Source organism: Pseudoalteromonas piscicida, from assembly GCF_002208135.1.
Taxonomy (GTDB): Bacteria; Pseudomonadota; Gammaproteobacteria; order Enterobacterales; family Alteromonadaceae; genus Pseudoalteromonas; species Pseudoalteromonas piscicida_A.
Window position 1 is genome coordinate 915,591 of record NZ_CP021647.1, and the last position, 23,603, is coordinate 939,193.

A 23,603-nucleotide genomic window follows, 5' to 3' on the forward strand; every position below is an offset into this window, starting at 1 on the left:
CAAATTTAACGGGTTTGGCGGACTCAAAACAGGACTTATGTCCGCTTGAGTGCGACAGAGCTAAATTAGCAAGATCGCAGCTTTTCGTGAATTTTGTGACTATTTTATGACAGCGGACTTATGTCCTGTACGATTTTTTTAACCAAACATAAAGTAACCATCGCTTCAGGTAACCATGTATTTAAGAATAAATAACAGCCTGAGCAGTATAGAGAGGTATCTATGGCAAGAGCAATCATTTTAATGGCGGATAGCCTAGGCATTGGCGCAGCACCGGACGCAGAAAAGTTTGGTGATGTTGGCGCTAATACTCTCGCACACTTATTGCAGGCGTATAAAGAAGAAAAAGGGCAAGCGTTAGACTTACCGAATCTTTCTAAACTAGGCCTTATTGCAGCATGTGAAGCTGCAGGTAAAGAAACTTGCGCCGTGGCGCAAACTATAGAACCAAGTGCTGCTTGGGGATTTGCAAAAGAATTATCGAGTGGTAAAGACACGCCGTCTGGCCACTGGGAAATGGCAGGGGTGCCAGTATTGTTTGATTGGGGTTACTTCCCAAATACAACCCCCTGTTTCCCACAAGAATTTATAGATGAATTGTGCAAACGTGCAGACATACCTGGCATTTTGGGTAACTGTTATGCGTCGGGCACAACGATTTTAGAACAGCTGGGTGAAGAACACGTACAAAGCGGTAAGCCGATTTGCTACACCTCAGTTGATAGCGTCTTTCAAATAGCCGCTCATGAACAATCGTTTGGACTTGACAAGCTTTATCAAGTATGTGAAATCGCACGGGCACTGCTTGATGAAATGAATATAGGACGAGTGATTGCGCGGCCATTTATAGGCACTTCAAGTGCCGACTTTATTCGTACAGGTAATCGCCGAGACTATTCGGTATTACCGCCTTCGCCGACTGTGCTAGATAAGCTAGCCAATGACGGTGGCGAAGTAATTAGTATTGGTAAAATTGCAGATATCTATGCGCATCAAGGGATCACACAAAAGCACAAAGCACCGGGTCTTTTGAATCTGCTAGCGAAGACAAGCGAAGTGATGGACACAGCGCCGGACCACAGCCTTATCTTCACCAACTTAGTCGACTTCGACGAAAAGTTTGGTCACCGCAGAAATGCAGTGGGATATGCAGAAGCACTTGCTGAGTTTGACGCATTTTTGCCGGAAATTATTGCCAAACTAAAAGCTGATGACTTACTTTTAGTGACTGCCGACCATGGTTGTGACCCAACCGCAGAAGGTACAGATCATACGCGAGAGTACGTGCCCGTATTGGCATATACACCGGGTATGAACAATACTCCGTTAGGAGAAAGACAAAGTTTTGCTGACATAGGTCAAACGCTTGCCCAGTGGTTTGATTTAGATGCAACGCAGTACGGTGAAGGCTTTAAGGCCGAGATAAAAGCCTAACTAAAGGAAACAATATGAGCACTCCACACATTAGCGCAAAGCCAGGTGATTTTGCAGAAACGGTATTAATGCCGGGCGATCCACTAAGAGCAAAATACATTGCAGAAAACTTTCTGGAAGATGCTCGTCAAGTAACTGACGTTCGCAACATGTTTGGTTTCACTGGTACTTACAATGGTAACCCAGTTAGCATCATGGGTTCAGGCATGGGTATTCCATCTATGTCAATCTACGCTCGTGAGCTTATTGTTAGCTTTGGCGTTAAGAACCTGATCCGCATCGGTACATGTGGAGGCATCAGCCAAGACATCAAGATCCGCGATGTGATCTTTGCCCAAGGCGCAAGCACAGACTCAAATGTTAATCGTGCTCGTGTACGTGGTTATGACTTCGCTGCGATTGCTGATTTTGGTTTATTAGAAAGCGGCGTAAACGCTGCTCGCCGTCTAGGCATTGATGCAAAAGTTGGTAATGTTTTCACGACAGATACTTTCTATCAAGCCGATGGCGAATTTTATAAAGAATTAGACAAGCTAGGCGTAATGGCTGTTGATATGGAAACAGCAGGTTTATACGGCGTAGCGGCTGAGTATGGTGCAAAAGCGATGGCATTATTCACAGTAAGTGACCATGTTATTACTGGTGAAGCAACACCACCAGAAGAGCGTCAAAGCACGTTTAATGAGATGGTTAAAATTGCACTAGAGTCAATTTAATACGATTTAAAAAGTTCCTTGGTAACGTAATCGCAGAGTTTTGGAGACACGCCTAAAACAACGCGAATCACACCCAAAAAAGCCGCTTTAAGCGGCTTTTTTTTTGATCTGGCCCCGTCTTAAATAACCTTGACTAGTTTAAACTGCATAAAGGTGGTAGAGTTTTTCTAATAGTAAAGTGCTGGTGTTGGGTGATGACGATTCTTGTTATAGGCTTTTTAGCGTTGATGGCGAATGCTGAAGTTGACTTAGATGCGTTTGAGTCACTGGTCAAAAACGCGCCTGACGAAGCACTTAAGGTATATCAATACGAGATTGCTAGGCAGGACCTTTCGGTTCGAGATTTATATCAACTCCACTATCAAGCGATTAAAGCAAGTGCTAGCACATTCAATAATGCCATTTTTATTAAGGCACTAGATACGCTTAAAGAACCACGCTTTCAGGCGCTAGCAGATGAAGATAAAGCAAAAATCTTGACTAATATAGGTGTTGGTTATCGTCGTCGTAACCAAAATGAGCAAGCGATTTGGCACTATCGATGTGCAATGAACGCTTCGGTCAGCTCCCAACATAAGTCCGCATTAAAAGTGAATATAGCAATTGCCTATACCCAGCTTGGTCAGCCCGCTGTCGGATACAATCTTTTAAAAAGTGTTGATAAAGGACGGCTGCCAAATTTTATGCAAGCAGGGCTGTTAACCGCACTTGGCAATGTAACATTTGCAAAAGGGGAGGCTGATGAGGCACTTAACTATTTTATTAAGGCGGCGACACAGTACGAAAAAGACGAAAACTATAGAGCCGTGAAGCAAGTCTCAATCAATAGCCTTGGGATATACGTACTCAACTCAGATTTTTCTAGCTATCGTAAAGCGCTTGCTGAAATCGCAACAGAGCCCTCTTTGCTAGATGATAATCAGCATTATCTTGGTTGGCTGCGAGCACTGGTGCAACAGCTAGAGCAGGGCAAACAAGCTGTAACTGTTTCTACAACTATGAAAGCGTATTCACTTGGTGCTGCTAAAACAGGATATGCGTCCATGGTGAATGCCCATATCGATAAATTTAATTTGTCGCTGCCAAAGGTAGCGCCACAGATCGCCGTTAGAGATCCACTCCCTGTTGAATTGGGTAAAATCTGGTGCCCGAAACTTTGACAAAGCCGAGTTTTTTGCCATGTTTATGTTATCGTAAAATAAATACGGCTTGTGAGTTTCGGAGAAATAATGTCGCAGTGGGTAAAAGGAGAGATCGTCGAAATAACACATTGGACGCCAACATTATTCAGTATCAAATTTAATGCGGACATCGCACCTTTCAAGGCTGGCCAATATACTAAATTGAGTTTGCAACAAGGGGATAAGCGTATTGCGCGAGCATATTCCTTTGTAAACCCGCCATCAGAGCCAATTCATGAAGTCTTGTTAGTCGAGGTACCCGACGGCAACCTTTCTGTGCCCTTACATCAGCTACAAGTCGGTGATGAGTTTGATGTTACTTACCAAGCAAACGGATTTTTTGTATTAGATGAACTACCACCCTGCGATACGCTTTGGATGATAAGTACAGGTACAGCGATAGGCCCATTTTTGTCTATGCTCAAAGAAGGCAAAGTGTGGCAACAGGTTAAACAGGTGATCCTTATTCATGGTGTGCGACTAAATGCAGATTTGTGTTATCGCGAAATGCTTGAACAGTTGCAACAGCAAAGAGACGACTTTACCTATGTACCGCTCGTAACACGTGAAAAGCCAGAGCTGGGTTGCCAAGGGCGAGTTACTGAATTGATAGAAAACAAGCAGTTATTAATTCACCTTGGCTATGAGCAGTTACCGGATAATAGCCATTTTATGCTCTGTGGTAACCCTGAAATGGTAAAGGAGCTAAGTGCTCAGCTGCAAGGTATGGGATTTGAACGTCATAGACGTGCAAAACCCGGACAGATCACAGTCGAGCAATATTGGTGATATTATGCGGGCTCATGTTATCTATGTCCTGTACTTGTTGCTTCTGGTAACTGCTGATACTGTTTTTGCAGCATCAAAGGTCATTAGAGTAGTGGATGCGGCAAAAGAAAACGGCACGCCGCAGAACCAATACTTTTTGTCAGTCTTGCGTTTAGCATTAGATAAGTCACGCGAACGATATGGCGAGTATTGGATAGAACCGATTGATTTACCCATCAACCAATCACGACAATTTAAGGAATTACTAAAACATAATGTAGATGTGTTCTGGACAGTTTCAACAGCCGCTAGAGACGTTCAGGCGAAGCCTGTGGCTATTCCCATTGCATTTGGAAGCTTTGGTATAAGAGCACTGGTAATGAATGTTGCCGACAGCGGTAAGCTAAATGTGCATTTATCGTTAGCAGAGCTACAACAGTTCAACGTTGTCTTGGGAAAAGACTGGCCCGATGTTGCTATTTTTGAAAAGGCGGGTTTTACGGTAGAAAAATATGTCGATGGTTTAGCGGGTTATCGCGTGCTTGCAAATAGTGCCGGTAAGATTTTTCCACGAGGTATTATCGAGTTAGTGCCTGAACTCAATGCTTTTGATAATAAGCAAGTTACTTATTGTGAGAAAAACTTGTTGCTCTACCCCTCAATGCTGTACTTCTATGTCCGTAAAGATGATATTAAGCTTCATAAACGTCTGGAGTATGGTTTAACACAAGCACTTGAAGATGGCTCTTTGGCCGCACTTTTCTATGACAGTAATATGATGCTTGAGTTGAAAAAGCACTTTAATTTGCAAGGAGCTACGATCCATCAAATTGAAAATCCGTTGATTATCTCTAAGAAGCAGCTCGACATTATCACTCAATTACAAATCGAACTGCTAAAACAACTTAACTATTCACCAGCTCGTTAAAGCTTTGGTTGTCAGCAAGACTCGCAAAGGCAGGCTCGTGCTGTAGCTCGTTCTTTAAGTTAGGCGCATATTCCAATGCCATACGGATGTCGGCCATTGCATCTGCGTGCTTGTAAAGCATGGAGTAGGCACAAGCTCGTTGCCAATAGGCATAACCATAATCACTGTCTATTTCTAGCGCTTGATTACACAAAGCAATCGCCGTGTTGGTTTGACCTAGTTCTAATAAAGCATCGGCTTTATAGGCAATTGCTTCTACGTCTTCAGGTTTGCGATTTAGGATCTCATCGTAAATTTCAATTTTAGAATTCATGTCACTTTCAAGATTTGCCCGCATCCACAGAGAGTGTACTTCATTCGTTATAGAGATTTTCTTTTGGTTATTGAGGATTTCTTCAGAACGTTCGCGTAATTTCTCTTCTATAACCTGAAGGCGCTTTTCATATTCATCGGTGATTGTGCCAACGCGTAAACTCACTATATCTTCAACTTTACTCTTAATATCTCTAAAAGAAGTCCAACCAACGACAACTAAGATGGACGCAGCAGCGGTGATCAAAAAGAGCACATTATTAATGGTATCTGTGGTGTAGGTAATCGCGCGATCTGCAGTATCGAGCTGGGAGTGGCTGATTTTTTTCTCTATATCTGCTCTTAAGCGCATTTGATCTTCTCTTACCGCTCTTAACTCATCCAGAATATAGCGCTCAATTAAGGGTCTATACATCGGCTCTTGTAATTGTGACAAAGCCTGTTGTTGTTGGTTTTCAGTCGGCTTTTTTTGCGTAACTTGTTCATTTGCCAAGCTAGTAAAACTACAAGCGACGAGAAGGATAAATAGTACTATGCTTTTCATATTGATGTTCTTGAAACTTTAGATTTGTAATATGGTGCATGAGTTAAGGTGGAATTGCAAAAAGCGGGGAGGAAATATTGGTTTATGTAATTAAATTAGCCGCTTATAGCCTAATCATACTCTCTTCAATGGGGTTGAGTGCCTTTGCAAAAGATCTACTGGTGGTAACCGAAGAGTGGAAACCGTACAACTTCACCAATGATAAAGGAGAGGTTGTTGGGAGAGCTACAAAAAAGGTGAGGGAGGTGCTAGCAGAAGCTGAGATTGACTACGAGATAAAAGTCTACCCTTGGATACGTGCTATGAAAATTGCAAAAGAGCGTCCAAATACAATGATTTATTCGATTTATCGTACGGCTGAGCGTGAAGCTGACTATGAATGGGCATGCCCTTTGATACGCCCTGTAGGCGTCTATTTCTTCAAACTGAAAACGCGTAAGGATATTCAAGTTGCTTCATTGGAAGATGCTAAGCAGTACACGTCCGCTGTTGTGAAGGGGAATCTCTATTATGATTTCTTAATCCAACATGGCTTCGCTCAGGGAGAGCACTTGGTTGTTGCCGCAGATTCAAAAAGCTTTTACAAACTCTTTTTCAAAGGGCGGATAGACCTTGTCATGTCAACGGAGTATATCATGAGTGAAGAACTTAAGGCGGCTGGACTTAACGATGACGAAGTTACACCGCTTTTAGAAGTCACTAAGGCAAGTCAGCAGCGCGGATGTATGGCATTTAGCAAGGATACAGAACCTATGTTAATAGACCGAATTAGGCGTGCACTGGCAAAGCATAATCAAAAATTTGTTGGACCATAATGGACAATCCTCAGGGAAAGATTGCCCATAGTGATAAGGTACTAATTAGTAACTAAGCTCAATTTGACCAACTGCCACACTACCTTTATCCCACGTTGTTCTGCACTTGAAGTCCAAAACCGCACTACTTTCGTAGTTATTGTCTAACGTTGTGGTGTAGGTAACAAATTGCTCGCCTGTTACGGTTGGATCTGACAGGTCTGCCCAATCAAATCCCTTGCCTGTTTCTCTAAACTTGAACCATTTATCTATACCACCGTCGCTCACTTTACGGATCTTTGAAATTAAGCAAAAGGCATTAGTGCCTGATAATCCCTTCGTTGTACCATGAACAGTTAGCGTAAATTGACCAATATTGGCATTTAGCGGCACGCTACAGTTGAAGTAACGCTCAGTTCTTAAGTAGGCAGGGTTGAAAATAAAGTAGCCATTTCCCGTGGCACCCGCTTGCTCGCTGTGTTTTTGTGTTAACGCTTCTAAGTTACCAACCGCATTTGCATGCTTAGTAAAAGCGGCAGCCTCTAGTTTAGTGTCCAAAGCACAGTTATTTGCACCTGAGTACAATTCCACAGTAGCGTATGCTGAGTTTGCTGCGAACAATGAAGCGATAATCGCCAGTTTGGTTTTCATACTAATTCCTTGTTTTAGTTAGCGAAGTGGGTAAATTAACAGGGTGTGATATTTACGTAAATAAAATGTTTTTTAAATATTAATGAAAGTGTTTTCAGGAGAGTAAGGGGAAAAGCGCACCAAACGGTGCGCCTAATCAGTGCCATGGTGAAGGGGAAGTAAACTAAAGGTGTTACACCAATTGAACCCTTCATAATGATAAACGAATGCGCAAAATAAAAAGATCATCATTTTTTACAGTTTTGCAGCTTGTTGCACCACAATCGCGTGGCGCTTTGCTAATCTTTGGTGATCTTTATCGTATCCGCCACCGATCACGGTCGCGACAGGGACACCATGCTTTTGACATAACGTCAGCACCAGTGCATCGCGTTTTGCAATGCCAAGCCATGAGATATCCAATTTACCTAAGTTATCACCTTGCCAAACATCGACACCAGCGTCGTACAGCACAATATCCGGATTTAGAGCAACCAATAATGACTCAAGCGTATGTGCAACAATTTCGAGGTAGTGTGTGTCACTGATCCCTACTTCTAAGCCAATATCTAAATCGCTAGCATGTTTACGAAAGGGGAAATTTTTCTCACAGTGGATTGAGCAAGTGTAGACATACGGGTTGTGCCTTAACATGGCGGCGGTACCGTCGCCTTGATGAACATCCAAATCAAAGATTAAGGCATTGGTGATTTGATTGCTGTCGAGCAAACGCGAGGCTGTAAAGGCGAGATCGTTAACCATACAAAAACCAGAACCAAAATCATAGTGTGCGTGGTGCGTACCACCGGCTAAATGGCATGCAATACCGTGTTTAAGCGCAAGTTCTGCAGTTTTAAGCGTTCCAAGAGGCGCAGTAAAAGTACGTGCCATAAGCTGCTCTGACCAAGGCAAGCCGATACGACGCATCATTTTAGCGTCGAGTTGATTACGCCATAAGCCCCAAATATATTGCTCGCAGTGCACGCTTTCAAGTGGCGATGGGTCGCCGGGTTTAGGGCTATAAATATTGTTGTTAATGAGCCCTAATGCATCTACTTCTTGGTAGAGACGTGCAAACTTACTCATCACGAAGCGGTGCTTTGGGTCAAAATTGAATGAGTAATTAGAGTGATAAACTAGTGGTAAATTTGGGTTGTTCAAAAACGGCTCCGGAAGTGGCGATATGGCAGTGTAGCAATATCAATCCCCGAAGCCGAGCGCTTTAGCTTTCAGTGTTGCTTGTGTTCTGTCCCGTACTTGTAGTTTTGCAAGCAGGCAAGAGACTGAGTTACGGATGGTACCTTCCGCTTTGTAAAGCGTATTGGCGATTTCCTTATTGGAATATCCTTTCGCGATTAGTTTCAAAATATCTTTCTCTCGTGTGGTGAGCTTATCTAAAGTGGGGTCAGGTTTCAGTAAGGTCTCTGCAAGCTCTTCTTGGATGATGAGTTCACCTTGATGAACTTGTCGAACGGCATCAATTAACTCTTCTAATTCAACGTCCTTGAGAAGGCAACCCTTGGCACCCAGCTCTAAAGCTAATTTTAGCTTTGCAGTATCGTTGAAGGTAGTGAGGATAATGACTTTAAAGTTTATTGCCAAAGGTAGAAGCTCGGTGAGTACATCGACACCATCTAGCTCAGGCATACGCATATCTAAAAGCACAATGTCCGCAGTGATTTGGTTTAATTGAACCTGTTGGATAAACTCGCTGCCGCTGCCACAACTTCCAGAACAAATAATGTCACCACTCAGCGAAAGGAGTGCTTGCATACCCTGGCGCACAAGCGCCTGATCATCGACTAGGTAAACCGATATTTTAGCCATTTGTAGTCCCAAAATGGATAGTTAATGTCACACCTTGATGAGTTGACACATCAAGACTGCCGCCAAGTTCCTGGATCCGTTCCTGCATTCCCGCTAGACCATTTCCAAATCGAATACTATTTAAGGTAATGCCGTTATCACTTATTTGTACTTTTAACCCTTGTTGACAATACACTCGTACTTGCATTTTATCCGCCTTGGCATGTTTTAAGGTATTGGTGATGGCCTCTTGGCAGCACTTCAAAATGCAATTGGCATAACTTAATTTTTCGAGTAACGGATGATGTTCATAATCGAGCTCAATATTAAGACGAGGGATAGATTCAGTAAGCCTTAGTAATGCATCATGGAGATCGATATGCTCGTTGCTACGCTTGTCGCTGACGAGATCGCGAATACACTTTAGCGTGTCTTTGGCTTGCAAATAGCAGCTATCCAATAGCTCGGTTAATGGTGCAGCCGCAGTTCGCCTTGCGACGTCTAAATTTACGATAAGGCTGGTTATTTGATGTCCAACATCGTCATGTAATTCTCGTGCTAACTGAAGTCGCTCTTGTTTAGCAATACTTTGGCTTAGCAGAGACTGCGTTGCAGATAGCTCACTGTGGGCGAGTTGTAGCGCTTCTTTGGCTTCTTGTTCTTTTTGCATTCTTTTACACACCACGTACGCAAACAACTGAAAACAAGCAAATAACACAGCGTTGAGATATTCAAAACCATGTCCCCAAAAAAAGTATTGCGACGCAACATATAAGCAGGAGGTAACTAGGATATACCCAAGCGCAAAACTTAAAGGAACATAAAAAGCAAGGATCCCAACGAGTTTTACGTTGTAAATGAGATGAATTGCGGCGGGGGAGGTAAGGTTAATTGATTGGATCAAAAGCGCCAGCAAAAACAGCATTGAATATCTAACCTTGTAGCCATAGTATTTTTCGGATTCATTGATACATAAAAGTACGAGGATCAAAACACCGATATGCTGTACCCAGGGCAGCCATTGTGCTTTTTGCTGAGCATAAATCAAACTTGGTATTGCAACGGCTAACCAAGTGAAAATGGTTGTTACTAACCAAGCCGTCGGATAGCGAAAAAACGCCGACATCTACTTACTCCGCTAAAAACCTGCTACGCAGGTATTATTCCTTTATTCTCTTGCGAACCTATCCTAACAGATATTTGTGACTCTGTGATGATGACGAATGTCATGAGTTTTACATTATAAATCAAAGTGCAATAAAGGCTTTTCAATCTTGGCAGTGCGTTAATTTGTGACGCCACCATTCCTGTTCTATCTTTATGTAACAATCTTTTCATAATTAGGGATACTCAGAATGAAAAGTGTTAAGGCAAAACTTATTTCAGCGGTAACAGCAGGCTTAGTGGTAATACTCATCGGCGCGATGATTACCGTTTTGGTGATGAAACGTGTAGCGGAGCAATATGATGGCATGATAGCCAATGAACTGGCTGCTCGCGAGCAAATAAACATGGTGCTTGAAGACTTTAAAACCCAAGTACAAGAGTGGAAAAATGTACTCATTAGAGGAAGAGATCCTGCCCAGCTAAATAAATATTGGTCGAGATTTGAAAGCAAAGAAGCTGACGTGCAAAAGCAGCTCAGTTCAATTGTTTCTGCCTATGCGTTACCAACTACCCTAGAAAGTAAGTTACGTGATTACCAACAAGCGCATCTCACGTTAGGACAAAAATACCGTGAAGCGGTGGAATTACTTAAAAGCTCTGGCTTTGATGTCGACCTTGCCGATGGAGCTGTAAGCGGAATAGATCGTCAAGCTAGCACATACTTACTTGAAATTAATGATCAAATTAATGCGTTAGTTAAAGCGCGAACCCGCGAAATTGTTGCGACAAAAAATCAACTTGTCTTTTTCAGTACCCTAGGACTCATCATTGTTGCCGTTGTCACTTTGGGATTATTGACTTGGTATATGCAGCATTTAATCACCCGTCCAATTCGCCAAGCATCCGATGTGGCAAAGGCGATTGCGAGTGGCCGCTTAGACAACAACGTTGTTGTACACAGCGACGATGAAATTGGTAACCTGCTGGCAAATTTGCGTAAAATGCAAAGTAGCTTACTTGATGCAACTCAAAAACTAGAGGCGCAAGCAAAAGAAAACTTACGGATCCGTTATGCGCTAAATAACGTGGCCGTACCCGTGCTTTTATGCGATGACAATAATCGAGTGATCTATGTAAATGCGCAATGTGAGTCTTTATTTGAGCGTTACCGCGCCGCGTTAAACGTGCCAGCCGAAATCGTCGATCACCCTATTCCCGAAGCTTTACTTCATAGCTCTAAAGCACTGCATCAGGCCGCAGGTCAATTAATACGGCAGCTAGAGTGGGAGTGGTGTGAAGGTGACATTATCATAGCGGCAACCGCAAACCCGGTTTCCGCTCAAAATGCTAAGGTGTTAGGCACTGTTTTTGAATTTAAAGATTTAAGCCAGACAAGGCGTGCAGAGCAGCAGGTTGAACAGCTTATCAAGTCTGCTTCTGATGGTAAATTAAGTGAACGTCTAAACCTTGAAGGATACGTTGGCTCCATGCAATTAATAGCCAGTGGACTTAACAAACTACTCGATACCGTTGAGCAACCCATTAGTCAAACAAAACAATATCTTATTTCACTTTCAAAAGGAGAAATTCCTGAGCAGATTAATGGCGAGTTCAAAGGCGAATTTGCGCAAATTCATATGGCCTTACAACGCGCTACGTCATCGCTTTCATTGCTTATTGATGATACTTACAGTTTAGTTGCTGCCGCAGGAGAAGGGGAGCTCTCTACTCGGGCGGATGAAGCCAAACATCAGGGCGAGTTTCGTAAAATCATTCGTGGTGTCAATGAAACGCTTGATGCCGTCTCTAAACCTGTTGCACTCACTAGCGGATATCTAGAAAGTATCGCAAAAGGAGAGCTACCGGCCTTAACGAATGATGGTTATAAGGGAGAATTTGATAGCATTTATCAAAGCCTCTCAGCGTGTGTTAGTGCGATTAAATTAATGCTAATAGATGCCGAAGAGCTTGCAGAAGCGGCCAGTGAGGGAGATTTGCATCATAGAGCTGATGCCAGCAAACACCATGGTGCATATGCCAGCATAATCAGTGCGATGAATGGAACGTTGGACTCAATTGAAGCGCCGCTCAAGGAATGCATGAATGTGATGGATGGGCTGTCTCAAGGCAATTTAACGCGTCAAGTTGAAAAAAGTTATGCGGGTGATTTTGCGCTGTTGAAACAATCGGTGAATACCAGTGTTGGCAACTTAGCTAATATGATGCAAAAGCTACTAGCCATGGCGGAATCCATCACAGTCTCGGTACAGCAGATCACCACAGGCATTGAAGAGTTAAGCGAACGCTCCTCTTCTCAAGCTGCATCTATTGAAGAAACAAGGGTATCAGTCGGTGAAATCACCGAAACCGTGCACTCAAACGCCAGTAATGCGCAATCGGCCAATCAGTTGGCAATTGAAGTAAACCAGCAAGCACAGCAAGGTGGAAAGGTGGTTGAGTCAACGATTGAGGCAATGACCGAAATTAGTAAGAGTGCTAAAGAAATACTTACCGTCATTGAGGTGATTGATTCTATCGCGTTTCAAACTAACTTATTGGCGCTGAACGCCTCTGTCGAAGCCGCTAGAGCGGGAGAAAAAGGCAAAGGCTTTGCGGTCGTCGCCTCTGAGGTGAGAAATTTAGCGCTGCGCAGCGCAAGCGCATCAAAAGATATCTCTGAGCTTTTAGGAACCAGTAACGTCAAAGTGAAGCAAGGGTCTAAACTGGCCTCAGAATCCGGTGAGACGCTAAAAACCATCGTGGAAAGTGTGTATGGGCTTGCATCGCAAGTGCAAACTATCGCTGAGGCTTGCAACACGCAATCGAGTGGTATTGAGCAAATTAATCTAGCCATTAAACAAATTGATGGTATTACTCAGCAAAACAATACCTTGGTAGAGATGACAAACGCATCAGGGCTATCATTGTTGAGTAAAGCCAATGAATTGCGAGAGATGGTTGAGCAGTTTGATATCGGCAAGACTAAAGCAGAGTTGATGAAAGTGGTGAGCTAAAGGTCAGCAAAATCTGCGGCCTGTTGATCTTTATTGCTTTTAGGAACATCACGTGACAGGTTAGAGTAATTAGATGGCTTTTTAACCGCTAACAATGTTTAGGGATATGGCATAAACCATGGTTACACCAATCATCATTATACTGTTACTTTGCCACCCGTTATTACTCGGTATCACCTAGTCAAAGATAAGAGACGTGCAGATAGAGACAACATCGCTTGCCTGTTGGGGTTTCGGTATCACTTTATATTCTTTTTTATTGGTCGTTTACTTTTTCATTCCCTAAGCAAGGTTTTCCAGCTAAATGATCAGCCAAAATTTGTGCTATTTTGTCTGTTAGCCAGCTCGGACCTTCGTCAGTCATGTCGTTGTGTTTTGCGTTCGCGATCGTGACAACACAATCGTGATATTTTTGCTTTTCAGCACGACTTGGCAATACCCCTTTGTCCGCTGGAAAGTCACTTGCTCGTATCGACAATACCGCTACATCAAGGCTTCTCGGTAATGGCACTCTGCGATGGTCTAGCGTAATGATCTGACTTACAAATTTAGCGCCGTGATTGATTAACCATGCTGAAATATCACCGCCATTAGAATGGCCAACCAAAAGGATATGCTCAAAATCAAAGGTGGTGAACTTTGGCTTAAAGTAATCGCGAATAAACACTAGCGTATCGGCGCCGCGTTGCCAGTTTTCTGCGCGTGTTTCGTATAGGTTTCCCTCGACGGAAAGAGGAGGGTCAGTTGCAAGCTCATGGCCTACAGTAATAACCAAATATCCTGCTTGGTTTAGCGTTTTGACCAAAAATTGATATTCGGTATGAGAGACACCATAGCCGGCGCTTAGCAGTGCAACGGGGCAAAGCGCTGTAGTTGAGCAGTTATCGGTATTGGATGGTTGATGAGTTTCTATAGGAATTGCTCTATCACGAGCGGGATCAATCACGGTTTCAGCGGCCAAGGCGAATGGCAGACATAGCAATAATAAAAATGAACGTAACATATTTATCCTAAAAAATAGTGGCGCTCAGCAAAAGCCAAAAGCGCCACAACTGGTTGGAGTCTTTTACAAGTTATTCAAAAATTGGTTAACTGAAGCCAGCTCTCTTTGCTTTTGCATAATGCAGGTATTTGTTGCCAGTTCCAGCTGCTTGAGTGATTTACTCAGGCCTTCTATCTCGTTTTGCATTGGTCCAAAAAACTGCTGCGCTTGTTTTAGCGCATCTGCGTCACAGTACGAAAATAAGTAAAAAGGTAGCTGTGGTTTTGCAAAAGGAGGGAAGCGTTCCTTTAAGCGCTCAAAGTGCTGATAAAACCACTTTTGATAAAGCGCTTTTCGCTCATCGCCTTTACCATTCCCGCTTAATATGTAATTAAAGTCGGAGGCAGTTACGTGCTCGCTTAGGGCATAATCTAGTACTTGTTGTTGCAATTCTTGTGGGCCAAAATAACCCATTGCAAGCAATAGATTAGTACGTTGAGTTGGGTTATTGGTAGTTTCAAATACTTTTTTGTACGACTTCAACAGCTCAGCATCACCGTAGTAAGCGGCAATTTGCAGGAAACTTCTCGCCAAGTAGGGGTCAACTTTATCAGGTGTCGTTAAATACAAACTCGCTTGTTTTTTTGCATGCGTAATAATGGTTTGATGCTTTGTCTCGAAAGCCAGTGCTCTAACCAATGCTGCACGTATTTCAGATGTGGCAGCTGGTTCATTTGCATTTGCCTCAAGTCCATATCGAGAAAATGCAGGCTCAACATAAGTCGTAAAAAGCTTCTTCCAAAGTAACTTATTTGAATCGTCTTCATACTGTTTATGTTGTGATAGTAATTGAGTAAGAGCAGCCTTTGCTACCTTGGGGTGATTGTCATTAATAAACTCACTGAGCGTTAACATCAACGCGTTGGCGTTTATTTTTCCAGACTCCATCAGCGCATCAACATTGCTTAGTAGGTCTAATCTCTCCCGCTCGTTTAGCTTGTTTGGGGCATGTGATATTAGGCTTGCGAGTTGAGATTCAGAAAGATCCCAGCGGTAATAACCTGTCGCATTGTCGTTTGGTAAGATCCACTCTGGCTCAAAGTCTAATTTAATCTGTTGTTTCTTCGAGTCTAGAAGTATTGTCTTAGTGGCCGTTTTGTCACCTTTACCATAGCGCAACGTGATGGGGATATGCCAAGTTTGTGCTGCCGCTTCTTGTCCTTTTATTACAAAACGCTGTTGGGATACGGTGGCATTCTGACCATCTAACTTAATCGTCAAAAGTGGAAATGAAGCTTGTGATACAAATGAGTCTAGCACTGTCGCAACATCTTTATTAGACACTTTACCCAGCTCATTCCACAGATCTTTGGCTTCTGCATTTTTATAAGCAAATTTACGGATATAATTGCGCATGCCTTCCTTGAATACCGCTTCCCCAAGCCACTGCTCAACCATGTAAAGTACCGAGCTACCTTTGCTGTACGCAAGTCCCAAGCCGTCTGTTACATCAGACTCTGTAATAACCGGTTTGCGGATCGGTGAGGTAGTTGCCTGAGCGTCATAGGGCATTGCATTGTGTTGAGATAAGGATAAATTTGTCTCTAGCTTAGGAAACAGCTGTAGTGTGATCTTTGCAGCCATCCAAGTGGCAAATGCTTCGTTTAACCAAAGGTCATTCCACCATTTCATCGTAACTAGATTACCATACCATTGGTGTGCAAGTTCATGAGCAATAACGTTCACATGCGAAGTTTGGGCTTGTCTTGTCGACGTTGCTGGATCGATAAGTAATATGTCTTCTCGGTAAGTCACAAGGCCTGCATTCTCCATTGCACCAAACGGAAATTCAGGGACTGCGACTTGGTCTAGTTTTTTATAGACATAGGGTAAGTCAAAATAGTCTTCAAGTGCTTTGAGTATCTTTGGCGTGTTTTCGATGGAATAAGCGGCAAGATTTGATTTCTTTTGTGGGGTAATAATGTTACCCGGAACCGACATCCCTTTAACATCAAGTACTTCGAATGGACCAACGGACAAGGCAACTAAATAAGAAGGAAGGGGCGGCGTCTTGTCGAAATAGTGGGTGGTCATGCCATTTGACTTTTTGGTCTCTAAAACTGGCGTGTTAGCGAATACTTTTTGATCGTCAGGGGCGGTAATAGTGAGTTGGAATGGAATTTTATACTCAGGTTCATCGAACGTTGGTATTGCTCTTCTTGCATCACTCATCTGAAACTGGGTAAATAAGTAAGGCACGCCATTGTCTATGGTTTTATATAGACCGACGCTATTACGATTGTATGGGGCGGTATAGTCAATAGTAAGCGTGTAGCGACCCGGTTGCAGTGTTTTTTCGCAACTCAATCTCACTTTACCGGTTTCGAGCATTTTATCTCTGAGCTCACACGACGCTTTTCCGACTAACTCTGCAGTGTTGATTGCATAGTCTAATCCGTTGAGCTCAATAAACTGAGTGGCTTTGAGCACCTCAAGTTTTATAGTCGTGTGTCCTGAAAAACGCTCCTTAGATGGGTCTAAGTTAAATGTGACTGCTTGTTCTATCGGTTTAGCTACGGTGGCTAAACGATGAAGTTCAGCATTAGATTGGGCATCAACAGAAGCGCTAGTAGCTAGTAAAATAGCACTGCATATCAGAGATTTAGATAGCATAAAAATCCTTTATCCATATTTGTTATTGTTGGTTTATATTGCTAATCAATGTGCTGTATGTTGTCACTAGGTGTGAACAAAACATAATGAGTGCAATGTTCCATTTACTTTAACAAAACTTGTTGCAAAAAGAGTGTGGGTAAAGGTTTACTATCCGATCAATATTTAAAATATTAAGTAATATCAATAAATTGTAGCGGTGGGCTAGTCGACTTTTTGTGTAACAAAAATTGTAACAGGCTCCACCGTACTTGATTATGTTCACACATATTGAAACTACTTATGTTTTACTGCGTGCTCTAGTTTCAGATAAGCCCCTATTATAGTTAACCAGTGAAATAACCGTGACTTTGGTTTTGGTTTGCAATCGTTCATTGCCGCTCCTGCTGAGGTTTTAAGTAACCTGAGTTTAGGTTTAGTAATTTATGACTGTATCTTGGGTCAAAATATGGCAGGATACCAACGATAGTTAATTACAATTAATATAAGTTGAGCTTATGGATAAGAGGTTAAGGCACTTAAGTGCACTACGCTGTTTTGAGAGTGCTGCTCGACTCCAAAGTTACACCCAAGCTGCACTCGAATTGAACATTACGCAAGCGGCAGTAAGTCAACAAATGCGGCAACTGGAAAATGCACTTGCAGTTAAGCTTTTTGTAAGAAAAGGCCGTAATATGCACTTAACTGAGGCAGGAGACGTGTTGTTAATGTCTACTCAAAGTGCGTTTAAGCGCATTATTGGGGGATTAAATCAAATTCAAACCCAAGAATTGGCCGGTAGCTTAACTATCACGTCAACCCAGTCATTTTGTTCTTTATGGCTAATGCCTAACCTATGCTCATTTTACGAGTCCCATGAAGATATCCAAATTCGTGTGCTTGGCTCGAATCACTTTGAAGACATTCGTTTAAACCATATTGATATTGCGATCCGGTTTTCTACCAAACAAGGTTTAGCGTGCCCCGCCGGACTTGAACAGTTATATCTGGGGGAAGATAGCAACTATCCAGTTTGCTCACCAAGCTACAAAGCAGCGCTGCAAATTAACTCTCCGAATGATTTAGCAAGGTGCAATCTTATTCACCATGACGATGACAAAGTAAGCTGGGAGCAATGGTTTGAGTCTCAAGGGATATGCGGTTCAAGTATTTGCGCCAAAGGCCCACACACTCGAGTCTCTTCTAACGATATGGCACTGAGTGCAGCGCTTAAAGGCCAAGGTGTGGCAATCGTTTCCAAAGAGCTATTTTTAGACTTTCAACAAGCTGGGCTTATTGTGCAGCTTTTTGATATCCCTCACCCTGTGGTATGGCAACGCTATGTGTTATTTGATCCCTATTCACCAAAAAGAGTTCGGATCCAAGTATTTATTGATTGGCTTATTAACCACTTGCCATAAAGCCTAGTTATGGCTCATTCATTGAGCCACTTTCGTATTATTTCATTAATGCGGGAGTAAATGTGAACCTGAAATAAATATTAAACTAAAATTTAACATTGCTGAATTAGACTCCGTTCCCGCAAGGAAAACTAGCAAGGATGCCAACATTCAAATACCGAGGAAACGATGAAAACCTATACTCTCACGCCAGCTGTGTTGATGCTCATGAGCAGCGTCGCCAAGGCGCAGCCCGAAGTTCACTACGAGTCTTGTAAGTCCACTTTTAACTATCTAGCCGCACAGTATCAAGGGACGACGGATAAAAATAATTCAGGTTCACAGTGGTGCTATTTAAAACAAAGCATTGAAGGTGCAACATGGGGTCATGTCAGAACAGAAACCATCCCAGAGTTCAAAACGGTAACCGGAAAAGCGTGTAAAACGCCATCGGAGTATCAGGGTGAAAAGTTTTATGGCTGTACAACCCGAAATCACACCGCACCTTGGTGTTATGTTGAGGACGGCGGCTGGGAAGAGTGTCAACCAGAAGCTCCGCCTGCGCTATTAGCTCACACTCAACCCTTACAAAGTAAGCGATTAGATAGAGTTGCGCTAGGCTCATGTTTCAAAACCAAAGGAGATATGCCCGAAGCGCTCGCTAAGCTTATTGGCCAACAACCGGACCTGTTTCTTTGGTTAGGGGACAATATTTACGCAGATACCACCGATATGGCAGTGATGCGCCAGAAGTACGATGATAAAAAGAACAATAGTGAGTATCGCAAGTTTTTAGAGGCTAAGATCCCAGTGATGGCGACTTGGGATGACCATGATTTTGGTTGGAACAATGAAGGCAAACATTACCCACAGAAAGTAAATGCACAGAAAGAATACTTGCGTCACTTTGATGTCGATAAGGCTGATCCAAGACAAAATGGTCAAGCTGGTATTTACGAAGCCAAAATGCTGGGTGGCTCGGGCGAAACCACGCATGTGATAACATTGGATGCCCGTTACTTCCGCTCTCCCACTTTTTCAAGTTACGGTGCGTGTGAAGGTGAAAGTAGCACCATATTGGGAGAGGCGCAGTGGCAATGGCTTGAGCAAGAGTTACAAAAACCTTCGGAAATCAAGCTTATTGCAAGCGGCATTCAAGTGCTGCCCCCGCTACATCAAGGCAGAAGTAAAACTAACTACTGTGCTTATGGAGACGGCAAAACATTTAATGCTGCCATCGCGTCATTAGAAGAGACAAATATGTCCGGGACAAGTTATGAGTCTTGGGCTGAAATGCCTGCGCAAAGAGAGCGCTTGCTAAGGTTAGTACAAAAATCGGTGAACGAAGGGAAGACTAAAGCCGTTGTGTTTTTGTCTGGCGATCAGCATTGGGGAGAGCTTCTGCAAAAGACAATTCCAGCAAGCAGTACATATGGTCAAGCGGTTAATGTCTATGAAGTGACGGCATCGGGGTTTGGTCAAAACTGGCCTTATCATATTGAAAATCCATTAAGGTTGCCGATTTACGCAGACGACAAAGGGGATGGCAATTTTGCCAAAGCATGTCAATTACCATTCAAATATGCAGGTGTAACTTATCAAGGTTGTATCACCCGAGACAACGATAAACCTTGGTGTTATACCCAAGTGGATGATAGCCAAAAAGGCATCGAAGGTGAGTGGGGCAATTGCGCGCCAGCTGGTGCCAGTATTCCAACCGGACGAGTTGGCGTGATAAGCAAAGACATCGCAAGGTTGACAACATCTAACCGCCATTTGATTAATAAATCGGGAAGTAATTACGGCTTGATAGATATTGATTGGCAAAATCGTGAACTGAAAATGTCTATTGAAACGGCAAACGAGGAAGCGGTTTCGACTATTATCAAATTTTGATGTTTCGTTATCAGCTGAGCGAAGTGCTTAGCTGATAAGGTAGTAACTCTTTGTAAACTATCAAAATAAAATGTATATTACGTGCAATCTAGGAAGAAAGCAGGTAAACTGCACCTCGGATAGTACCTCAGGCAAATTAAAAGGACATTAATTTGAAATTTGTTATTTCACTTTTACCCGCACTTTTTTTGACTAAATTAGTTTTTTATCTTACTGATTTTGAATATTTTTTATTCGATGACCCCTTCAATTTTGGTAAATTGCTCATTGATATCAGCGTTTTTGGATTCTTTTATTTTATCGCTGTTTTAGTTTATGAGTACTTCTTCGGCGAAAAGTTGGAGCTCAAGCGCCAAGTATCGAGCAAAAGAACTAAGGGTTCAATGTAAGTTTATTGTGAGCTTGAAGGCTTTTTATAAGGTTCAAGTAAGCGAAATACCATAAAGCCGACCGCGCTCAATACAATTGCGATTTCATATCGTTGATATGCGCTTGAGATCCCTATTGCCCCGGTTAACCAAATACCCGCTGCGGTTGCCGTACCATGTGTGGAATTATCGTTTTTTACAATTGAGCCGCCACCAATAAAACCAATTCCAGTAATGACACCATACATTACTCTCGCTTGCGCTTCATGTGACTCAAAGACATCCATACTTGTTAAGATAAATGCACAACAGGAAATGGCGACCAAAGGGAATGTCCTAAGCCCAGCGCTATCGGAGCGACTTTCTCTATTAATTGCTAAGGGTAACGTAAGTAAAAACGCAAAAATAATTTGGTAAAAGTGATACCAAATGAGTGCTAAATCAAGATTAATCCAATCTGGCATTATTTATCTCCTATACTGTTATTGGGTTAATGCAAAAGGCATTCCTTTGAGTTGGCATAACCCATGCAGAATAAAAGCGTCTATAACTTTTAGGAGAGAACAATGGATTTATTGAGGATCATCATCGCAATTCTGCTTCCACCACTTGGCGTGTTCTTACAAGTCGGTCTTGGCGGGGCTTTTTGGTTAAATATTTTGCTGACATTGTTGGGTTATATACCGGGAATTGTGCATGCAGTGTGGGTGATCGCCCGTCGGTAAAAAGCACACAACAAGTAACAATAACACGGTAAACTTTGCAGGGTATGTACTAATATCTATTTGATTTAATCGTTAAAAAGTGGTCACTTAATTAAGTCAACAGGTATTATCCTGCAAAGATCTCTAACACAATCGGCATTACTGAAAGCACAAGTAATGCCGCCATCACAAAATTAAACCATCTACGACTTTGCTCATTTTTTAACACATGCTTAAGTGAAGAACCAAACACCAGCCAAACACCAACACAAGGAAATGACACCAGTAGAAAGACGGTGGTGATCATCAAGTTTTGACTCATAAAGTCTGCGCCAGCGGAGGTATAAGTTGAAATGGCCCCTATTGCCACAATCCATGCTTTTGCGTTTACCCACTGAAATAGCGCGCCTTTTAAAAACGAAAAAGGTTGGGGGGTTGAGTCTGCATCTGCTGTGGGCGAGGACATTGCGACAAGGTAGGCAAGGTATAGAAGATAAATGACGCCAATGCACTTTAAAATAAAGTGCAAACTAGGAAATAACTCAAAAAGCTGCGCAAAACCCAAGCCGACCAGCAAAAGCATAATCGAAAAGCCCACACAAATACCGCTTAACAGCGGAATGCTCCTCTTTAAGCCAAAATTAACACCGGACGTCATTACCATAATATTGTTTGGTCCAGGTGTTACGGAAGACGCAATTGCAAATAAAGTGATAGCAACCAAATAGTCCATTAAGTAGTCCTTTTTATGCAGCCGGAGTGTTATATCAAGGCATTTACTATCTGCAGTTTAGCCTCTGTCTGATAGTGCCAATTGGATTTAATACCTTACTATTGAGTTTGCGTGCAAAATAGTCAATAGGTGATTAGTCGAGGTGTTGTTTTTAGTTTTGTTATAAGATAACATACCTAAAGTTATGGTATAACATAAATAAAAATAGGATCTCTCTCATGGTATTAAAAGGTAAACTTTTGGCAGTTGCCATTTCCGCAATTCTTCTTTCTGCATGTGGTGGTACTGAACACACAATCGTAAAAGTAGACCCGCCAGCACAAGATAATGGCAATGATGACGATGGTCATGATGATCACGATCATGGAGATGCGATCACAGACGCAAATGGTCGCCTATTAGTCACTAGCGCAGAAAGTAACGTTGTGAATGTGTACTCAACGGCGGATAAATCGCTTCTCGACTCGATTGGCGTTACACACTATCCGAAATATGTATATAGCTCTGAAAATCACCGCTTTGCTGTCTTGGTACAACGTGACCAAGGTTTAGTAGAATTTATTGATGGTGGTTTATATGAAGAGGAGCATGGCGACCATCACCATACTCATGAAGAGGCGCCTGCACTTGCTTCGTTTCATTTAGAATCAGTGAAGCCAACACACGTTACAGTGGGTGAGTCTGGTATTGCCGTATTCTCAGATGGCGACAAAGACAGCCAACAGAATGCCAGTGCTGCAATGTTCACTGAAGCGCATATTAGCGGCGAGCAAAGCGAAGTCGCTGCGTTACATTACGACACATACATGCACGGTGCGGCGCAAGCTCGAGGCGAATTTCTAATTAGCACGATCAGAGATCCTCAAACCGAAACCTCTCTACCTTCGCAAATTGGTTTATATCATGCGCATGGTGATCATTTTCATCAAGAGCAGGTATTTAACGTAAGCTGTCCAGCACTTCACGGCAGTGCACAAAATGAAGAAGCAGTGGCATTTGGTTGCGGTGATGGTGTTGCGCTTATCACTCAGCAAGGCGAAAGCTTTAGTGCAGTAAAACTAGCCAATCCAGATTACTTTGCTGAAGGGCAGCGAATTGGCACCCTTAAAGGCCACCATGATGCAGAGCAGTTTATCGCATCAGCAGGTAATGATGTGCTGATGGTTGATCCAGAGCATGGCCATATAGAGAAGCTTGAATGGCAAGTAAGTGATAACTATCGCATTGCGAGCTTTGGATTTAGCTTTGCGGGTGAGCATGTTGTGGTGATGGATACCGCAGGTAAGCTCAGCATTTTTGCCGGTCATGATCATGATGGCGAGCACCATTTTGAAGCCGCAGGAGAAGTACAAGTTAGTGATGCTGATTTAACTACGATGCCAGAAGGTCACGGCTTCCAAATTACATTTTCTCATTCAGAGCAAGCGGTATATGTGAGCGACCCAATCGCAAAACAAATTAAAAAGTTTGATTTAGAAGAAGCCAAACTGGTAGACACGTTTGAACTAGATTACGTACCAGAAAAACTAGTATGGCTTGGTATTGCAGCGGAGGAAGCCCACGAGCATTAATACTTAGCTAACTCATGTAGTCCCTGACAATTTTTAACACTGTAGATAGTGGCTTTGCCACCT

General features: G+C 42.7%; 20 protein-coding genes. 11 read left to right on the forward strand and 9 right to left on the reverse strand.

Going from position 1 to position 23,603, the window contains the following annotated elements; all coding sequences use genetic code 11:
* Window positions 1–222 precede the first annotated feature (222 nt).
* From B1L02_RS22530 to B1L02_RS22550, 5 genes are all read left to right on the forward strand, one after another.
* Window positions 223–1,434 (forward strand): phosphopentomutase, encoded by a 1,212-nt coding sequence (locus B1L02_RS22530; protein WP_088532955.1) that lies wholly within the window; start codon window positions 223–225, stop codon window positions 1,432–1,434.
* A gap of 14 nt (window positions 1,435–1,448) precedes the next feature.
* On the forward strand, window positions 1,449–2,150 hold the full coding sequence (gene deoD / locus B1L02_RS22535; RefSeq protein ID WP_088532956.1) for a purine-nucleoside phosphorylase: 702 nt from the start codon (window positions 1,449–1,451) through the stop codon (window positions 2,148–2,150).
* 194 nt (window positions 2,151–2,344) lie between these two features.
* Window positions 2,345–3,310 (forward strand): hypothetical protein, encoded by a 966-nt coding sequence (locus B1L02_RS22540; RefSeq protein ID WP_088532957.1) that lies wholly within the window; start codon window positions 2,345–2,347, stop codon window positions 3,308–3,310.
* Window positions 3,311–3,379: 69 nt separating this feature from the next.
* The gene (locus B1L02_RS22545; RefSeq protein ID WP_088532958.1) at window positions 3,380–4,120 is read left to right on the forward strand and encodes a ferredoxin--NADP reductase; all 741 of its coding nucleotides are present in this window, start codon (window positions 3,380–3,382) and stop codon (window positions 4,118–4,120) included.
* A complete protein-coding gene (locus B1L02_RS22550; RefSeq protein WP_187305601.1) occupies window positions 4,065–5,027 on the forward strand; it encodes a hypothetical protein in 963 nt (320 codons plus the stop codon). Before B1L02_RS22545 ends, B1L02_RS22550 begins: the two co-directional genes overlap by 56 nt.
* Here the strand turns inward: B1L02_RS22550 and B1L02_RS22555 are convergent.
* Window positions 5,005–5,883: a TPR end-of-group domain-containing protein gene (locus B1L02_RS22555; RefSeq protein WP_088532960.1), complete on the reverse strand. Its 879-nt coding sequence runs from the start codon at window positions 5,881–5,883 to the stop codon at window positions 5,005–5,007. The two genes, B1L02_RS22550 and B1L02_RS22555, sit on opposite strands and share 23 nt — an antisense overlap.
* Before the next feature lie 77 nt (window positions 5,884–5,960).
* On the opposite strand from B1L02_RS22555, the gene B1L02_RS22560 reads away from it, so the two are divergent.
* Complete coding sequence (locus B1L02_RS22560; protein ID WP_223192141.1) at window positions 5,961–6,698, forward strand: substrate-binding periplasmic protein; 738 nt, start codon at window positions 5,961–5,963, stop codon at window positions 6,696–6,698.
* Window positions 6,699–6,743: 45 nt separating this feature from the next.
* On the opposite strand, the gene B1L02_RS22565 is transcribed toward B1L02_RS22560, so the two are convergent.
* The 4 genes from B1L02_RS22565 to B1L02_RS22580 form a co-directional block, all read right to left on the reverse strand.
* Window positions 6,744–7,328, reverse strand: a complete 585-nt coding sequence (locus tag B1L02_RS22565; RefSeq protein WP_088532961.1) for a hypothetical protein — start codon at window positions 7,326–7,328, stop codon at window positions 6,744–6,746.
* A 234-nt stretch (window positions 7,329–7,562) separates the two neighbouring features.
* Window positions 7,563–8,468, reverse strand: a complete 906-nt coding sequence (locus tag B1L02_RS22570; RefSeq protein WP_088532962.1) for a histone deacetylase — start codon at window positions 8,466–8,468, stop codon at window positions 7,563–7,565.
* A gap of 39 nt (window positions 8,469–8,507) precedes the next feature.
* The gene (locus tag B1L02_RS22575) at window positions 8,508–9,134 is read right to left on the reverse strand and encodes a response regulator (RefSeq protein WP_088532963.1); all 627 of its coding nucleotides are present in this window, start codon (window positions 9,132–9,134) and stop codon (window positions 8,508–8,510) included.
* Complete coding sequence (locus tag B1L02_RS22580) at window positions 9,127–10,239, reverse strand: sensor histidine kinase (RefSeq protein WP_088532964.1); 1,113 nt, start codon at window positions 10,237–10,239, stop codon at window positions 9,127–9,129. Before B1L02_RS22580 ends, B1L02_RS22575 begins: the two co-directional genes overlap by 8 nt.
* Window positions 10,240–10,468: 229 nt before the next feature.
* On the opposite strand from B1L02_RS22580, the gene B1L02_RS22585 reads away from it, so the two are divergent.
* Window positions 10,469–13,234 (forward strand): methyl-accepting chemotaxis protein, encoded by a 2,766-nt coding sequence (locus B1L02_RS22585; RefSeq protein WP_088532965.1) that lies wholly within the window; start codon window positions 10,469–10,471, stop codon window positions 13,232–13,234.
* Between the two features lie 256 nt (window positions 13,235–13,490).
* On the opposite strand, the gene B1L02_RS22590 is transcribed toward B1L02_RS22585, so the two are convergent.
* Window positions 13,491–14,237 carry an alpha/beta hydrolase gene (locus tag B1L02_RS22590; RefSeq protein WP_088532966.1) on the reverse strand — a complete coding sequence of 249 codons (747 nt, stop codon included), beginning with the start codon at window positions 14,235–14,237 and terminating at the stop codon, window positions 13,491–13,493.
* Window positions 14,238–14,300: 63 nt separating this feature from the next.
* The gene (locus B1L02_RS22595; protein ID WP_088532967.1) at window positions 14,301–16,889 is read right to left on the reverse strand and encodes a M1 family metallopeptidase; all 2,589 of its coding nucleotides are present in this window, start codon (window positions 16,887–16,889) and stop codon (window positions 14,301–14,303) included.
* Between the two features lie 497 nt (window positions 16,890–17,386).
* Here B1L02_RS22595 and B1L02_RS22600 point away from each other — a divergent pair, with 497 nt between their 5' ends.
* Entirely contained in the window at window positions 17,387–18,289 is a 903-nt protein-coding gene (locus B1L02_RS22600) for a LysR substrate-binding domain-containing protein (RefSeq protein WP_088532968.1), read from the forward strand.
* 168 nt (window positions 18,290–18,457) lie between these two features.
* Complete coding sequence (locus B1L02_RS22605) at window positions 18,458–20,164, forward strand: alkaline phosphatase D family protein (RefSeq protein WP_088532969.1); 1,707 nt, start codon at window positions 18,458–18,460, stop codon at window positions 20,162–20,164.
* Window positions 20,165–20,555: 391 nt separating this feature from the next.
* Here the strand turns inward: B1L02_RS22605 and B1L02_RS22615 are convergent, their stop codons facing one another.
* A complete protein-coding gene (locus B1L02_RS22615; RefSeq protein WP_088532971.1) occupies window positions 20,556–20,996 on the reverse strand; it encodes an MgtC/SapB family protein in 441 nt (146 codons plus the stop codon).
* A 102-nt stretch (window positions 20,997–21,098) separates the two neighbouring features.
* Between B1L02_RS22615 and B1L02_RS22620 the strand changes: the two genes are divergently transcribed.
* Window positions 21,099–21,257 (forward strand): YqaE/Pmp3 family membrane protein, encoded by a 159-nt coding sequence (locus B1L02_RS22620; protein ID WP_010369885.1) that lies wholly within the window; start codon window positions 21,099–21,101, stop codon window positions 21,255–21,257.
* Window positions 21,258–21,363: 106 nt separating this feature from the next.
* Here B1L02_RS22620 and B1L02_RS22625 read toward each other — a convergent pair whose 3' ends face one another.
* A complete protein-coding gene (locus B1L02_RS22625) occupies window positions 21,364–21,969 on the reverse strand; it encodes a LysE family translocator (protein WP_088532972.1) in 606 nt (201 codons plus the stop codon).
* Window positions 21,970–22,187: 218 nt separating this feature from the next.
* On the opposite strand from B1L02_RS22625, the gene B1L02_RS22630 reads away from it, so the two are divergent.
* Window positions 22,188–23,540 (forward strand): YncE family protein, encoded by a 1,353-nt coding sequence (locus tag B1L02_RS22630; protein ID WP_088532973.1) that lies wholly within the window; start codon window positions 22,188–22,190, stop codon window positions 23,538–23,540.
* Window positions 23,541–23,603 lie beyond the last annotated feature (63 nt).

What these genes read in the sequence shown, in the direction of transcription:
- B1L02_RS22585 (WP_088532965.1), top strand. Translation starts at nt 10,469, where the DNA reads ATGAAAAGTGTTAAGGCAAAACTTATTTCAGCGGTAACAGCAGGCTTA.
- B1L02_RS22580 (WP_088532964.1), bottom strand. Translation starts at nt 10,239, where the DNA reads ATGTCGGCGTTTTTTCGCTATCCGACGGCTTGGTTAGTAACAACCATT.
- B1L02_RS22630 (WP_088532973.1), top strand. Translation starts at nt 22,188, where the DNA reads ATGGTATTAAAAGGTAAACTTTTGGCAGTTGCCATTTCCGCAATTCTT.
- B1L02_RS22615 (WP_088532971.1), bottom strand. Translation starts at nt 20,996, where the DNA reads ATGCCAGATTGGATTAATCTTGATTTAGCACTCATTTGGTATCACTTT.
- B1L02_RS22565 (WP_088532961.1), bottom strand. Translation starts at nt 7,328, where the DNA reads ATGAAAACCAAACTGGCGATTATCGCTTCATTGTTCGCAGCAAACTCA.
- B1L02_RS22600 (WP_088532968.1), top strand. Translation starts at nt 17,387, where the DNA reads ATGGATAAGAGGTTAAGGCACTTAAGTGCACTACGCTGTTTTGAGAGT.
- B1L02_RS22540 (WP_088532957.1), top strand. Translation starts at nt 2,345, where the DNA reads ATGACGATTCTTGTTATAGGCTTTTTAGCGTTGATGGCGAATGCTGAA.
- B1L02_RS22605 (WP_088532969.1), top strand. Translation starts at nt 18,458, where the DNA reads ATGAAAACCTATACTCTCACGCCAGCTGTGTTGATGCTCATGAGCAGC.
- deoD (WP_088532956.1), top strand. Translation starts at nt 1,449, where the DNA reads ATGAGCACTCCACACATTAGCGCAAAGCCAGGTGATTTTGCAGAAACG.
- B1L02_RS22590 (WP_088532966.1), bottom strand. Translation starts at nt 14,237, where the DNA reads ATGTTACGTTCATTTTTATTATTGCTATGTCTGCCATTCGCCTTGGCC.
- B1L02_RS22555 (WP_088532960.1), bottom strand. Translation starts at nt 5,883, where the DNA reads ATGAAAAGCATAGTACTATTTATCCTTCTCGTCGCTTGTAGTTTTACT.
- B1L02_RS22530 (WP_088532955.1), top strand. Translation starts at nt 223, where the DNA reads ATGGCAAGAGCAATCATTTTAATGGCGGATAGCCTAGGCATTGGCGCA.
- B1L02_RS22545 (WP_088532958.1), top strand. Translation starts at nt 3,380, where the DNA reads ATGTCGCAGTGGGTAAAAGGAGAGATCGTCGAAATAACACATTGGACG.
- B1L02_RS22620 (WP_010369885.1), top strand. Translation starts at nt 21,099, where the DNA reads ATGGATTTATTGAGGATCATCATCGCAATTCTGCTTCCACCACTTGGC.
- B1L02_RS22595 (WP_088532967.1), bottom strand. Translation starts at nt 16,889, where the DNA reads ATGCTATCTAAATCTCTGATATGCAGTGCTATTTTACTAGCTACTAGC.
- B1L02_RS22625 (WP_088532972.1), bottom strand. Translation starts at nt 21,969, where the DNA reads ATGGACTATTTGGTTGCTATCACTTTATTTGCAATTGCGTCTTCCGTA.
- B1L02_RS22575 (WP_088532963.1), bottom strand. Translation starts at nt 9,134, where the DNA reads ATGGCTAAAATATCGGTTTACCTAGTCGATGATCAGGCGCTTGTGCGC.